The following is a 14520-nucleotide window of genomic DNA, read 5'->3' on the forward strand; positions in this document are numbered from 1 at the left end:
GTGGTGCTCGTACTTTCTAAACGGGGCATCCCCCGGTAAATGTTCCGTGTGTGCCGAGCCGCGTGGGTCATCCCTCATGCCATCTCCGGGTGAACAGAGTCTTTGCACGGATGAATCACGGCGTCGCGACATTGCTGTCTGCCAAGCTCGTTGCGACTCGGCTTCCTGCCTCAGCTCAACTCAGAGGGCAGGGAAGTAGTGACCGTTGTCGAGGTCCTTCAGCAGGCCGTGCTGAGCAGGCTCCCAGCCGAGGGTCTGGCGGGTGATGAGGTTGGACGCCGGTAGGTCCAGCGTGACCATATTCGTGAGGAACCCAAAGTATCCGGGCAGCATCAGTACGTCCACGGGAATGCTCACGGCCGGTAGGCCCAGACGGCTGCCAATGGCCTCGGCGATCTCGCGGAACCGGATGCCCTCGCCCTCGATCCCGTGCCAGCTTTTGCCAGCCGGACCCTTCTCCAGCGCCAGGCGGAACAAGGAGGCGAGGTCGCGGCTGTGCACGGCCGGCCACAGGTTCGCGCCGTCTCCGGGGTAGCCGATGACGCCTTTCTCCTTCGCGAGTCCGATCAGCAGCGGGAGGAAGCCGGCATCGGTCGTGCTGTGCGCGATGGGAGGAATCCGCACGACCGAAGACCGCACGCCCCGCTGCGCGAGGCCGACTACGGTGAGCTCCACGACGTTGCGAACCCGCAGGGTCCCCTTGTACGCATCGCCGCCGGGTAGGGCCGGGTCCTCCTCGGTGGCTGGCCGGCCCAGGTTTTCCCACCCGGGCGAGCCAATGCTCCCCGACACGACCAGCGGCTTTCCGGTTCCGGCCAGTGCCTCGCCGTACGCGAGCATGATCTGGAGCTCCGCAGCGGCCACGGCGTCAAGCCCGCCGGAGGGAAGCAGGTCTTGCCTATGCGCGACGTGGATGACGCCGTCGGACTCTGTCGCCGCTGCCTTGAGCCCATCGAGGTCGGAGATATCCCCGCGACGCACCTTGGCGCCGAGCGCGGACACCGCCGCCGCGGACTTGTCCGACCTAGCCAGGCCGGTTACCTCGTGGCCGGCGGCGATGAGCTCGCGGATGATGTACGAACCGATATGGCCGGTCCCGCCAGTGACGAAAACATGCATGTTAGTCATCCTTATGAGTGATGTGATGCGAGAAGCGGTGGTACCGGTGCACTCAGCCGAGAAGGCTGACGCCGATTGAGAAGTTGGTGTGCTTGACGGAGTGGATGAGGAGGCCCAGCGACAGCAGGGCGACGTTCTCCAGCGTCCGCGCCATGGGCAGCGGCCCGGTATCCATCGGGCGCAGTCCGAGGCTCTCGATGAACGCCGAAACGCGTGCCTTCGCCTGCGCGTCGTCCCCGGCGATGAACACGTCCAACGGGTGGCCCTCGGCGGGACCAGCAGCCAGGACGTGGGAGAACTGGGTGTTGAACGCCTTGACGACATCCGTATTGGCAGGGGCGGCCCTGGCGATCTCCTGCGCGCCGAAACTGTCGACAGGGGTCACGAAGCCCGTGAAGTCGGAGTTGATGGGATTGGTGATGTCGACAAGAAGCTTGCCTGCCAGCGCTTCGCCGTACTGCTTCACCACGTCGAGAACTGCGGCGTAGGGAACCGCCAGGATGACAATGTCCCCGGCCGGGGCGGCGCCGAACGTTCCTGTCGTCGCGCCGGCTCCGACCTGCCCGGCCAGCGCCCGCGCCTTGGCGGCGTCGCGATTGATCACCTCGACGGTGTGTCCGGCCTTGGCGGCAAGGCCGCCGATCGCTGCGGCCATGCCACCTGCGCCGATGATGCTGATAGTGCTCATGTGCAGTCTCCTGGTGAGTTGGGTGGTGCTCGTAATCACTAGCAACCATCCTATTCACATTACTTGCAAAAAACAAGTAAACAATGGATTTTACTTGCACCGTGCAAGTGATGTTATGATCTAGCGATGAAGACGACATCTAAAGAAGACCTTCGGTCCCATTGCGCAGTGAACTACGGCGTAGAGATCTTCGGCGACCGGTGGTCGCTTTTGATCATTCGAGACATCGTTTTTGTTGGCAAGAAGACGTATGGCGAGTTCCTGAAGTCGGAAGAGGGAATCGCGACCAATGTCCTTGCTTCCCGCCTCGCGTTTCTTGAGGCGCAAGGCATTCTCTCGAGGGCGCCCAGCCCCGACGATGGGCGCCGCGACTTCTACACGCTGACCGAGAAGGGCCTGGACCTAATTCCCATCGTGCTTAGCATCGTCCTTTGGAGCGCGAAGCACGATTCGAAGTCGTACGTGCGGCGCAGCAAAGCGTTCGCCGCTCGATTAAGTCAAAACCCGATGCAGGTGAGCGAAGAGGTGAAGGCGCTCGTCCGTAATGGCGGATGTATGTTTCCTGAGAGCAAGGAATGAGCAAGACGGCAAGCGCGCCCTGTCACGTCGCACGAACGCTCTGCACACCACCGGCTACAACCTGCAGCGAATAGCGGGGCCGATGTCCGAAACGGTTCTGGAACCCACCATTAATGCTTCACCAACCCTAGCGGTTGCTCAGGGACGACTTCTGCCCGACACCCACGTCGATGAACGGCGGCCGACTCCGCTCAATCAGGGGCAGACCGGGTTCGGCCACCGGACGTCACTCACTGTCTGTTCCTGGTCCCGCAGCCGGAACGCCCGGTGCGCCAGTACCCGCCTCGCTTTGTGGCCGGTGGGCGCCGCAAAGCGCAAGCAGCTCTTAACTCGTGCGGCCAGAAAAGAGACATCCCTGTACGTCCGGTCGGCTATCATGCCTATCCTCTTCGAAGTAGCTCCTTATGATTTCCGTCCGTAATGTCACCCTGCGCCGCGGCGTCAATGTCGTACTCGACAGCGCGTCCGTCACCTTCACCCCCGGCGAAAAGATTGGCCTTGTCGGCCGCAATGGCGCCGGCAAGTCGTCTTTCTTCGGCCTTCTCAACGGCACGCTGCACGAGGATAGCGGCGAGTTCTCGATTCCCGCTGCATGGAAGATGGGCCAGGTCGCGCAGGACATGCCGGAGACCGAGCAGAGTGCGACCGACTTCGTCGTCGAGGGTGATACCGCACTGCTGGCCGCGCAGGCCGAAGTAGCCGCCGCTGAGGCCAGTGACGATGGCATGCGCATGGCGCACGCCTACATGGAACTGCACGACGCCGGTGCGCACGATGCCCCCGCACGCGCCCAGGCGCTGATCCTGGGCCTGGGCTTCAGTGATGCGCAGCTTAGCCAGCCGGTCAACAGTTTCTCCGGCGGCTGGCGCATGCGGCTGCAACTGGCGCGCGCGCTCATGTGCCCGTCCGATTTGCTGTTGCTCGACGAACCGACCAATCACCTCGACCTCGACGCGCTGGTCTGGCTGGAAGCGTGGCTCAAGCGCTATCAAGGAACCTTGGTCATGATCAGCCACGATCGCGAATTCCTCGACGCGGTGACGCAGGTGACGGTGCACGTCGACAACGCCAAGCTTGTGCGTTACGGCGGCAACTACAGCAAGTTCGAAGACATGCGCGCTGAGCAACTGCTGTTGCAGCAAGCGTCGATGGCCAAGCAGGTGGAGAAGATCGCCCACCTGCAGAAATTCATCGACCGTTTCAAGGCCACGGCCTCGAAGGCGAAGCAGGCGCAAAGCCGCGTCAAGGCGCTCGAACGCATGGAGAAAATCGCACCCGTGCTTGCCGACGCTGAGTTCACCTTCGAGTTCAAGGAGCCGCTCAACGTCCCGAACCCGCTGTTGTCGATGCTGGACGCGAGCTTCGGCTACCCGGCGCCGACCGACGCACTGCCGGGCACGCCGCCCACGGTCATCGTGCGGGGTATCAGCCGATCCGTGATGGCCGGGCAGCGCATCGGCATTCTGGGTGCCAACGGGCAAGGCAAGTCCACGCTGGTGAAGACGGTGGCGCACGAATTGGCGCCGATTGCCGGCGAAATCAGCGAAGGCAAAGGCCTGAACATTGGCTACTTCGCACAGCAGGAACTCGACGTGCTGCGTCCGCTCGACACGCCGATGGAACACATGATCCGCCTGGCCAAAGACACGCCGGCGAACATGCGTGCCCCCGGCCAGAGTGGCACCGAACAATCGCTTCGCACCTTCCTCGGCACCTTCAACTTCAGTGGTGACATGGTCCATCAGAAGGTCGGCACGATGAGCGGCGGCGAAAAGGCGCGGCTCGTGTTGTGCATGATCGTGTGGCAGCGTCCCAACCTGCTGCTGCTCGACGAGCCTACCAACCACCTCGATCTGGCCACACGTGAAGCGCTAGGCATGGCACTCAACGAATTCGAAGGCACAGTGCTGCTGGTCAGTCACGACCGGTCCCTGCTGCGCGCGGTATGTGACGAGTTCTGGCTCGTCACCAAGGGTGGCGTTGAGCCCTTCGACGGCGATTTGGACGATTACCAGCAGTTCCTGCGCGACGAAGCCCGTCGCATGCGCGAGCAGGCTGCCGGCGAGCAGAAGGTCATCGCCTGAGTCAATTCCCTGGCAGTGCAACCAGCATCAGCGAAAGCGGAACGGATCATCTATATAGGGTCGACTTCTGCTCGACGCGGACAGATCAATGGCGGCCAAATCCGCAAGCTCAACGTCGGACTGGGTCCGGCCATGAAGGGACGTTCGACCATATGGCCTACATCGCCGACAATAGGTGCTTGTCAGCACATCGAATCCACCTTTGCCAACGGGCTCTGAAAAAAGAGTAAGATGGAAGCCACTCATTCGATAAGAAAAGCTAGGCCGGAAGACTCAGCGCGTATCGCGGTGCTTGGCGCACATGTGTGGGTGCATACCTATGCAGCGGCGGGCGTGTCCGAGGTCATCGCGCAATATGTCCTGGCGACATTTACGCCTGAAAAAATCCTGACTCTCGTGAACGATCCGGGCGCCGTTCTGTTGGTTGCCGAGGCGGAAGGAAATCTTGCCGGCTATATTGTCATGCGCTTTGGTTCGTACCATGCGGACGTTCCCATCGAGATCGAAACACTCTACATTCAAGACTCTTTTTCTGGTCGTGGGATTGGATCGGCATTGCTGGCTTATGCCACAGGGATTGCAGAGGCAAGAACTGGAAATCGTGCAATCTGGCTTATCGTTAACTCGCGAAACGAAAAGGCGATCTCCTTCTATCATTCCCGTGGGTTAACGCAGGAAGGGGTCGCGTACTTTGAACTTGGCGGTATCAAACACGAGAACAAGGTGATGGTCGCAAGGAATTGACGCACGCTCGCAGTCGTTAAACGCTGTTGGACATCGCCAAATACATGTCGCCAACGCGACCTATGTATTTCCCCGAGTGGCCGCTTTCGAGAAGCTTGAAGGTCAGTTGTGGATCGAATCGTCACGTTCGCCGCAAAAGATCGCTTGCACTACCAAAAAAAAACCGCGCTGATTGCTCAACGCGGTTTTTTCATAAGTCTCGCGAGAAGCGTGTACTTCGTAGTTATTGCGCTTGAATCTTTCTCGGCTTCGCAGGCGTCTCCACTTTGCTGTACTGGAATTCAGGTGTGTCTTTGAGCGCCTCCTTCGTTGCACCTGCCAGATAGAAGTTCCCGTTGCGGATGTCGAGCGAGGCAATGGGTACTGCGACGTCGTGCGTGGCGACGCCAAGGAAGCCGCCGGTGGAGATCACGGCCGCCGACACTGTCGTATCCGGTGAAATTACCAGATCGAGGATCGAACCGATTTTCTCGTTCTTGTCGTTGTAGACCGCTTTCCCAAGGATGCTCTTTTTAGCGCTCCAGCCCTGCAGCAATGCTTGCGACTGTTGGACCGTCACGGACAGCGGCTGGGTGCCGGCCACTTGTGCTTGCGCGCCCATACTTGCCGCGCCAAGCAGGGTTGCAATCGTCACGCTTTGCCAAATTTTCATATCGATTTCTCATTTCACTAGGGTGCCTGGAATGCGCAAGTTTCGGGCCTGCTCGCCAGGTTGCGTCCTTCCGTTCCGACAAAGCACCAGAGTTGCTGAGACATAGGTCGCTGACAGCGGTCAAGAGGTCCGTAGCCGAGGATGCCTATAACACGATGTTTTCGCTCGCGGCGAGGCATATCATTGCGTTCTTCAATGCCAGCTCTGACAAAGGCGAGGTATGGCGTCCGAACGGAAAGAGTGGACTGGAGCTTGAAAGCAGGCGATGACCGGTGCTTCCTCCGGCGCGCACCTTTAACCACGATCGCGACCACACCATCCAATGCAAGCACAACTCAGAATTGCCAGACCCGTCAGCGATCTCCGCCGGTCAGAGAGCATGTATTGCGTAGCGCTAAACCTGATCGTGCTGGCACGATTTCAAGATCACCAGGGCTTCGATGGGGTGATGCTAGGGCGTGCTGGAATGGACTATCACTTCGAGTTCACCCAATGTCGCGAACACCCGCTATCGCCAACTCCGACGCCCGACGATTTGCTGGTGTTTTACGTTCCGGATCGAGAAACCTGGCAGTCGACGTGTGAGCGCCTGATCGAGAACGGATTCGTTTGCGTGACGTCATTCAATCCCTATTGGGACATATCGGGTCGAACCTTCCAGGATCTCGATGGATACCGGATCGTTTTGCAAAATGCCCCCTGGTCCTCCTGACGAGGCGTAGTGTATTCGGGGCGCTTGATGCTTTGCTACACGCCGCTTGACTCAGGATTCAACCTCGAAAACAGGGAGAACATCTTGGCCGCGAAAATTCTCATGGTTCTCAGTGCGAGCATTATGTTTACGCTCGGAGTCGTCCACCTCGTCTATACGTTCTGGGGGCCAAAGCTCACGCCCCGTGACCCCGCGCTGCAAATCAGCATGAGCCAGATTTCGCCTGTCATTACGAAAGAAACAACAATGTGGCGGGCCTGGGTGGGCTTCAATGTCAGCCACAGCATGGGGGCTATGTTGTTCGGTCTGGTTTTCGGCTTTCTCGCATTGGCTCACGGCCAACTGCTCTTTCGGTCACCGTTCCTGCTCGTTGTGGGGCTATTAATGCTTGGTGGTTTTGTTGTGCTCGGCAAGGTTTATTGGTTCAATGTGCCTTTCACGGGCGTCAGCATTTCCTTGGCCTGCTATGTCGCCAGCATTGCGCTATCGCGGGCCTGACAATAAGCGCCCGTTCGTTCGGGTGCGATGAGAGAGAAAGGTTAGGACAACCACACGAAGTTTGCGGAACAAACAGTAGCGCACCACCGCCAGCGCGATCGACGCTGGCAATGTCAGTCCCCACGCCATCACAAGATTGCATTCGGTATTCCACCGCAGTCCCGAACCATTAGCGGCCTTGGTGCCCGTGACACCCGACGGCAGCACATGCTTCGTCGATGCCGCCAAGCCAGACATGTCGGCCACGCCGACGGTCAGCGTCGCGTATTCGGGTCGTCCCTAATGCCTCCGACCATGCAATCACGCTCCCCTGTAAGGGGGATGTTGCGCAGCGCTTCGCGCGGACACCATGACTTACATAGAGGACATCGAAAAGCAGCGTGACCAGCCTGCAGCGGTGATCGGCTGTCGCGCAATGGTCGGTCGAGCATGCCATTAATAATTAAGTATTCCTATAAACAATACACCTGACAACCTCCAAGGATGAGACATGACAACCGCATCGAACCACGTTGCAACGCACAAACTCGGCCCTCTAGGCGCCGAGCCTGAGTTGTCGGAGATGGGCCAGATGGTCCAGCAGACGGTCCATCGCTTTGCCGAGGAGGTCATGCGCCCCGTCGGCGTCAAACTTGATCGCATGACGCCGGAGGAGGCCATCGCGCCGGGGTCGCCTTACTGGGAGGCCCGCCAAAAATATGTCGAACTGGGGTTTGGCGTCGACGGGCTGCTTGAGCTCGAACCCGCCGAACGGGCCCAGACCATGTGCATCCTGTTCGAGGAGCTCGGCTGGGGCGACTCCGGACTCGCCATTTCGTACGGTGCCGGGTTGCTCCCGGCGCTGATGAGCACGGTGTTGGGCAACCCGTTTTGCCGGGCGCTTGCGCCAGATTCGAAGCTTGGCTGCTGGGCCATCACGGAACCCGATCACGGCTCCGACATGCTGGACGCGAACGGCATGATCCTGCACCCGCAGGGAACCTACGGGCGGCCCAACTGCATTGCCACGCTGCGCGGTGACGAGGTGATCATCAATGGGCAGAAGTCGGCATGGGTGTCGAACGGCATCGTAGCGGATGTCTGCCTTCTCTACTGCGCGGCTGATAGTGGCGCTGGTGTGGAGACGAAGCGCGGGGCCGTGATCATCGTACCGATGGACGCGGAAGGCGTATCGCGTGGCAAGCCACTCGACAAGATCGGCCAGCGCGCCCTCAACCAGGGGGAGATCTTCTTTGAAAACGTCAAGCTCTCCAGGGATCACATCCTCGCCGGCCCGGATCAATACGCTGACGCCGTCTATGCAGTTCACACGTTTGCCAACGCGATCATGGGCGCCGTGTTCACCGGCGCCGCACGCGCTGCCTTCGAACACGCTCTGGCCTACGCGCATGAACGTAAGCAGGGCGGCTTGCCGATCATCCGCCATCAGTCGGTGGCGTCTCGGCTCTTCCACATGTTCAGGAAGGTGGAAGCGGCCCGTGCTCTCGCGCGCCGTGTCGTGCACTACAACTTCTCGTCGCCGAATCCGTCGCTGCATGCAGCAATGACGTCCAAGATCACCGCGACCCAAACCGCATTCGAAGTTGCCAACGATGCACTTCAGATCTTTTGCGGCAACGGACTTACGCGTGAGTATCCGATCGAAAAGATCTGGCGTGACGCGCGTGCGTCCCTGATCGAGGACGGCTGCAACGAAGTCCTCGCGATCAAGGGCGGCTATTACCTGATCGACCCCGATCTGCTTTGAATCGCGCTCGGTGGCAAAGCAATCCGACAAGTAACCTCAAGGAGATGACGAATGGCAACGACATACGAAGTGGTGCTCTATGGAGCGAGTGGCTACACAGGCAAGCTCACGGCGTGGAAGCTCGCCGAGCGCGGGATTCCGTTCATTGCCGCGGGGCGCAACAAGGAGCGGCTGCAAGAGGAGATGTCCAAGGTGCCGGAACTTGCCGGACATTACTACCAATGCGTCGCGGTCGAGCACGAAACGAACGCGCTAACCGAACTTTTCAAAGGCAAGAAGGCGGTCATCAACATCGTCGGGCCATTCATGCAGCTTGGACGCCCCGTGGTCGAGGCCAGCCTTGCGGCGGGTTGCCACTATATCGACACGACGGGAGAAACCGACTGGATGTCCTTGTTGAAGCGCACGTATGGCGAGGCGTTTGCCGCAAAAGATCTGGCCTTGTGTCCCGGCAATTCCTACATGTGGACCGAAGGCAATCTGGCGGCCGAGATCGCGCTGGAGACCCCGGGCATCGACACGCTCGACGTGATCTACCTCGGGGACTCGGAAGTCAGCGTCGCGTCCACGATGTCGTTTCTGCGGATGTGTACGCAGCCGCAGTTCTTCCTGCGCAATAAAGAGCTCGTGCAATGGCCCTGTGCGACGCCATATCAGGTTTATGTGCCCGGTGAACATGTGCTGCTGAACGCGCTGCCCTGGGGCGGCGGTGGCGAACCAATCTGGTACGAGGGCGATCCGCGCGTGCGCAATTGCCAGACGCTGGTGTCGTTCAGAAATCAGGAGCGTTTCAATGCGGTCGTCGGCTTGCTGAAGAAGTTCGAGGGGGAGTGCCGGCATCTCGATCCAGCCAAACAGGAAGAGATCACCAACGAATGGGGCAAGGCCGTGACCCAAACCGAGCCTGCTCGCGAGAATCCCGACGTCAACCGTTGCACGCTGTCATGTCAAGGACGAGGAAACGTGAATTCCGTCAGCGTGATCCTGCGCGGCAATTCCCCCTACGCGCAAACCGGCGTGCTCGGTGCGGAAGCAGTACGTCGAATCCTGCGAGGACAGCTGCATGCGGTCGGCTTCGTCTCGCCGGCGAGGGCGTTTGGCGCGCGCAATCTCCTCGCGGCTCAGGCTGAAGAAGGCTACCTGAGCTACGAAGTGAAGAGCGTTTGAACGGGTGTGGACCGGAACGCGCGACGTTGCATCGTCGCGCAGCCAACGAGCGAGGGAGAAGTGATCATGAGCAAGGAAGTGTACGTCGCGGGCATCGGGATGACGCCCTTTGGCAAACATCTGGACACCAGCGTGAAGCAGATGACGTGCAAGGCAGTGGAGGAAGCGCTCGTCGATGCCGGTTGCGACAAAGGGCAACTGCAGGGCGCGTTCTTTGGCAACTCGACGCAGGGGCACATGGACGGCCAGCACATGATCCGCGGCGAGCTTGCCTTGCGGGCGATGGGCGTGCACGGGTTGCCGGTGATCAACGTCGAGAACGCATGCGCGAGCGCGAGTACGGCGTTTCATCTGGCGGTGAACTACGTGAAGGCGGGCGCTGCGGACATTGTGCTCGCCGTGGGCGCTGAAAAGATGTTCTCGACGGACAAGGCGCGTACGTTCAGTGCTTTCGACGGTGCGTGGGACGTACACGATACCGAGAACGGCAAGCGCAGGTTGCTCGACATGGGCAAGGGTATTGAACCGCCCGAAGGAAGCGTGTCGGATAAGCCGTATAGCGTGTTCATGGATATCTATGCGTCGATGGGGCGCCTGCACATGCGCGAATTCGGCACGACTCAAAGGCAGATTGCCGCGGTGTCCTCCAAGAATCACGGGCACTCGGTACACAATCCGCTCGCCCAGTATCGGCGGGCCTACTCCGTGGAAGAAGTACTCAGCGCGCCTCCCATCACGTATCCGCTGACGCTGCCGATGTGCTCGCCGATCAGCGACGGTGCGGCCGCCGCGATCGTATGCAGCGAAGCGGGTCTGGAGCTGCTCAAAGGCCGGCGTTCACGAGCAATTCGGGTGCTGGCTTCCGTGCTCCAGACCGGCAGCGACCGGCCTGCTGCTGCGTTCGAGCAGCACCTGGTCCGGCTTGGCTCCATCAAGGCCTATGAACAGGCTGGCGTGGCGCCGCAGGACGTATCAGTAGCCGAAGTACACGATGCGACTGCGATCGGCGAAATCATCCAGTCTGAAGTACTTGGGCTGTGCGAACAGGGCAAGGGCGGCGTGGCTGCGGAGCGCGGAGACACCTCGATCGGCGGGCGGATTCCGATCAATCCATCGGGCGGCCTGGAATCGAAAGGCCATCCAATCGGTGCAACTGGGCTCGGCCAGATCTATGAACTCGTTACCCAGCTACGCGGTGAAGCAGGACCGCGCCAGGTCGCGGGCGCGCGTATCGCGCTTGCCGAGAACGGCGGCGGTTTGTGCGGCGTGGAAGAAGCCGTGGCCAGCATCACGATTCTGGGACGTTAGCGGCGAGACCGAGGCGCTCGGCAGAGATTCGGCATGAACACGACATCTAACATCATCAGGAGACACAGTGCCATGAGCACCAGACCAGACACCATCCTGGCCGCGCTGATTGCCAATCGCGTCGAGACCATGCCGGATCGGGACGTACTCACGATCGAGGGGGCCGGCGTGCGGCCCGACGAGGTGCGCACCTACCGGCAACTCTGGGAAAACGGCCAGCGTCTCGCTCAAGTGCTGATTGATCGAGGCCTGCGTCCCGGAGAGCACTTCGCATTGCTGATGGCTAACCATGCCGAGTTCATCGAAGCCATGGTGGCGGCATCGATCTCGGGAACCGTATTCGTGCCGATCGATCCGCGCACCAAGGGCGACAAGCTCGCCTATATGCTCGACAACGCGCAGTGCAGAGGCGCCATCGTCGCCGACTACGCGCTTGACAATCTCGCCGCCGTGCGCGGAACGCTTAAGCAACTGTCGTGGGTGATCGGGCTTGAAACGGACGAAGGCGCGAGGCCACTCTCTGACTTTCCCGATGTGCTGTCTTACCGCGTGGCACGGCCGGAGCAGGTACCCGAGTTGCCCATTCTCACTCGCGACCCCGAAAGCGCGATGCAGTTGATCTTCACGTCCGGCACGACCGGCGATCCGAAAGGCATCGTCATGACGCATCTGCGCTACTGCGCAACGTCGGCAGTGGTGCCGGCGATGTTCGGCTACGCAGCCGGCGATCGGCCCTATTCAGGGCTGTCGCTGACCCACGCCAACGCCCAGGTCATTACGCTTGGTGCATCGCTCGCCACCGGAATGCGGGCCGTGCTGTCGCGCCGCTTCACGAAGTCGCGGCTGTGGGACATCACGCGCAAGTATCAGTGCACCACCTTCACGCTGCTCGGCGGCATGACGACGGCGATCTACAGCGAGCCGGCCAAGCCGGACGACTCAGACAACCCCGTGCGCTTCGTGATATCCGCGGGGATGCCGGCGGCGATCTGGACCGAGTTCGAGCAGCGCTTCAACGTGCGGATCGTCGAGTTCTACGGCGCGGCGGAGGGCGGGCTCACGGTCAAGCCCGTCGGGGTCGGGCCAGTCGGCAGTATTGGCAAGCCGGTGCCTACGCTCAAGCATCGCATAGTCGACGACGACGGCCGCGACTGCGCACCTGGGCTGCCTGGCGAATTGCTTTTCCGGCCGGCGGACGGATCGCCGTTCAAGATCGAATATTTTGGCAACCCGGACGCATCAGCGAAGAAAAGCAAGGACGGCTGGCTGCATATGGGCGACGTTGTGCGTGAAGACGAGAACGGCTGGCTCTTCTTCGAATACCGGAAAGGAGGCGGGATCCGGCATAACGGTGAATTCATCAATCCCGCGCCAATCGAGAAGGTGATTGCCGAGTCGGGCGCAGTCGAGGACGTCTATGTCTACGGCGTCAAGGCGTCATCCGGTGCGCCGGGTGAGAAGGATGTGGTCGCTGCCGTCGTGCTGAAACGTGCGTCGGGCTTCGACCCGCAGCAGGTGTTCCGCCTCTGCCGCGCGAAGCTCGAAGCGAGTTCGGTGATCTCCTTCTTGCAAGTCGTGCCCGAGATTCCCAAGACCGCCTCGGAAAAGCCACTGGAGCGCTATCTCCTCGACATGTTCGAACAGCGGCGCGACAGCGTTTTCACTGAGATTCCATGACGGTTGCCGCGAGGGAGTCGAATAGGTTCTTTCGCATTAGAGCGAAATCGCGATTTTAGGGCTATTCTAAATTACCGTGGGCGTCGGGGTTCCTGCAGACCTGCAAGCGAGGCAGCGTATTCGACTACAACAAACATGTCATACCAGGTGGCCGCTGCGCCTCCTAATATGCTTGGTCAGGGTGCATTCCATGTTCCGGAACGTCATGGTAGTGTTCCGTGATCTGCGCGAATGACAACGAGAGCTGGAGCTGGCAATTGAGCGGTGCTCCAAGTTTGACTCGTCCCTGACAACGCTATCTACCAACGCAGCGGGGGCGTGGACGGAAAGGAGAACGAAAGAATAATCCGCCTGGGAGACAACATGAAATATCAATTGAGCGCGCTCGTACTGCTCGCAGCCAGCACGGCCGCATCGGCACAGTCGAGCGTGACGATCTATGGCCGTATGGACGGCGGTATCGAATACATCAATCACATCTCCAACGGCACGGGGGGCAACTTGAGCCGCTGGAACGCTGAAGGGGGCGACTGGGGCACGAGCATGCTCGGCTTCAAGGGGACCGAGGATCTGGGCGGCGGCACCAGCGCGCTGTTCGACCTCGAAACCGCGCTGCAGATCATGAACGGCACCACAAGCGGCGGCCTGATGTTCTCGCGCCGCGCGTACGTCGGTTTGAAGAATGACACGTGGGGCCAGTTGCAGGCGGGCCGCAATCTCTTCATCGACAGTGACGGCGTGTGGGCATACGATCCGTTCGTGCAGCAGGCGGTCTCGTCAGCCTCGCTCGTGCGCGGGCGCAACTGGCAGCAGACCAGCAACAACGTCGAATATCACAGCCCCGTCTGGCATGGCGTCGACGTGCAGGGGCAGTATGCGTTCGGCAACCAGACGAACGGTTTCAACAATGGCGCCGAAGGCCAGTTTGGCCGCTCGGACGGCATCATGCTGAGCTATCACTCGACGCTCTTCGAGCTGCGTGGCATCTACGACGAGCTGCGCGATTCGAATGGCCGCCTCTCCAACATCTTCACGGCCTCGCGCGAGTACTTCGTGGGCGCGAACGTGCCCGTGCAGAAGTTCAAGTTCCAGGCCGCCTACACGCACCTGGCGGCGCCGGATTCACCCGTGGGCGTGGCCGACAGCGCCGACTACTACTGGCTAGGCGCCACGTATCAGGCCACAACCCATTGGGCCGTGACGGCGGCGGGCTTCTACATTCGCGTGGGCGACGGCGGCGGCGACGTCTCGCATGATCCGGGCAGCCACGCCATGCTCTATGCGCTCGGGACCACCTACAACCTGAGCGCGCGCACGTTCCTGTACGGCACCGTCGCGTACGTGAACAACAGCAAGAACGGCACGTTTTCGGTGTTCGCGACGCCGCGTGATTCGAGCTCGCCGACGAGCCCGATTGCTGGCGAATCGCAGACCGGCGCGTACGTCGGAGTGATGCACTTGTTCTGACGTGACCAGTTTCCCCGCATTCCAGGTATGCCCGTGCTGCGGGCACCGCGCGACAGGCGGTGCGAGCAACGTCTTCCA

The 14520-nt window shown here is 60.6% G+C and carries 13 protein-coding genes and 1 pseudogene; 10 read left to right on the forward strand and 4 right to left on the reverse strand.

Going from position 1 to position 14520, the window contains the following annotated elements; translation table 11 throughout:
* Nucleotides 1–180: 180 nt before the first annotated feature.
* Both FH08_RS0101885 and FH08_RS0101890 read right to left on the reverse strand, forming a co-directional pair.
* Complete coding sequence (locus FH08_RS0101885; RefSeq protein ID WP_031356683.1) at nucleotides 181–1119, reverse strand: SDR family oxidoreductase; 939 nt, start codon at nucleotides 1117–1119, stop codon at nucleotides 181–183.
* A 52-nt stretch (nucleotides 1120–1171) separates the two neighbouring features.
* The gene (locus FH08_RS0101890; protein WP_268810815.1) at nucleotides 1172–1813 is read right to left on the reverse strand and encodes an NADPH-dependent F420 reductase; all 642 of its coding nucleotides are present in this window, start codon (nucleotides 1811–1813) and stop codon (nucleotides 1172–1174) included.
* Between the two features lie 120 nt (nucleotides 1814–1933).
* On the opposite strand from FH08_RS0101890, the gene FH08_RS0101895 reads away from it, so the two are divergent.
* The 3 genes from FH08_RS0101895 (at nucleotide 1934) to FH08_RS0101905 (ending at nucleotide 5214) form a co-directional block, all read left to right on the forward strand.
* Nucleotides 1934–2386 carry a winged helix-turn-helix transcriptional regulator gene (locus FH08_RS0101895; RefSeq protein WP_031356685.1) on the forward strand — a complete coding sequence of 151 codons (453 nt, stop codon included), beginning with the start codon at nucleotides 1934–1936 and terminating at the stop codon, nucleotides 2384–2386.
* A gap of 404 nt (nucleotides 2387–2790) precedes the next feature.
* Nucleotides 2791–4470 carry an ABC-F family ATP-binding cassette domain-containing protein gene (locus FH08_RS0101900; protein ID WP_031356686.1) on the forward strand — a complete coding sequence of 560 codons (1680 nt, stop codon included), beginning with the start codon at nucleotides 2791–2793 and terminating at the stop codon, nucleotides 4468–4470.
* Between the two features lie 231 nt (nucleotides 4471–4701).
* Nucleotides 4702–5214: a GNAT family N-acetyltransferase gene (locus FH08_RS0101905; RefSeq protein WP_051887644.1), complete on the forward strand. Its 513-nt coding sequence runs from the start codon at nucleotides 4702–4704 to the stop codon at nucleotides 5212–5214.
* 223 nt (nucleotides 5215–5437) lie between these two features.
* Here FH08_RS0101905 and FH08_RS0101910 read toward each other — a convergent pair whose 3' ends face one another.
* The gene (locus tag FH08_RS0101910) at nucleotides 5438–5866 is read right to left on the reverse strand and encodes a PRC-barrel domain-containing protein (RefSeq protein WP_031356688.1); all 429 of its coding nucleotides are present in this window, start codon (nucleotides 5864–5866) and stop codon (nucleotides 5438–5440) included.
* A gap of 322 nt (nucleotides 5867–6188) precedes the next feature.
* Between FH08_RS0101910 and FH08_RS53185 the strand changes: the two genes are divergently transcribed.
* Nucleotides 6189–6578, forward strand: a complete 390-nt coding sequence (locus tag FH08_RS53185; protein WP_031356689.1) for a VOC family protein — start codon at nucleotides 6189–6191, stop codon at nucleotides 6576–6578.
* A gap of 84 nt (nucleotides 6579–6662) precedes the next feature.
* Nucleotides 6663–7076 carry an LIC_13387 family protein gene (locus tag FH08_RS0101920; protein ID WP_031356690.1) on the forward strand — a complete coding sequence of 138 codons (414 nt, stop codon included), beginning with the start codon at nucleotides 6663–6665 and terminating at the stop codon, nucleotides 7074–7076.
* 57 nt (nucleotides 7077–7133) lie between these two features.
* Here the strand turns inward: FH08_RS0101920 and FH08_RS0101925 are convergent.
* Nucleotides 7134–7340, reverse strand: a pseudogene (locus tag FH08_RS0101925) (inorganic phosphate transporter); the annotation flags it as partial.
* Between the two features lie 226 nt (nucleotides 7341–7566).
* Between FH08_RS0101925 and FH08_RS0101930 the strand changes: the two are divergent.
* From FH08_RS0101930 to FH08_RS0101950, 5 genes are all read left to right on the forward strand, one after another.
* A complete protein-coding gene (locus FH08_RS0101930; protein WP_031356692.1) occupies nucleotides 7567–8823 on the forward strand; it encodes an acyl-CoA dehydrogenase family protein in 1257 nt (418 codons plus the stop codon).
* Between the two features lie 51 nt (nucleotides 8824–8874).
* On the forward strand, nucleotides 8875–9990 hold the full coding sequence (locus FH08_RS0101935; RefSeq protein ID WP_031356693.1) for a saccharopine dehydrogenase family protein: 1116 nt from the start codon (nucleotides 8875–8877) through the stop codon (nucleotides 9988–9990).
* Between the two features lie 66 nt (nucleotides 9991–10056).
* Nucleotides 10057–11298, forward strand: coding sequence for a thiolase family protein (locus tag FH08_RS0101940; protein WP_031356694.1), 1242 nt, complete (start codon nucleotides 10057–10059; stop codon nucleotides 11296–11298).
* Nucleotides 11299–11370: 72 nt separating this feature from the next.
* Nucleotides 11371–12975, forward strand: a complete 1605-nt coding sequence (locus FH08_RS0101945; RefSeq protein ID WP_031356695.1) for an AMP-binding protein — start codon at nucleotides 11371–11373, stop codon at nucleotides 12973–12975.
* Between the two features lie 363 nt (nucleotides 12976–13338).
* Entirely contained in the window at nucleotides 13339–14442 is a 1104-nt protein-coding gene (locus FH08_RS0101950) for a porin (RefSeq protein WP_031356696.1), read from the forward strand.
* The last annotated feature ends 78 nt before the right edge of the window (nucleotides 14443–14520 follow it).

The organism is Caballeronia sordidicola, assembly GCF_000729995.1.
Lineage (GTDB): Bacteria > Pseudomonadota > Gammaproteobacteria > Burkholderiales > Burkholderiaceae > Caballeronia > Caballeronia sordidicola_A.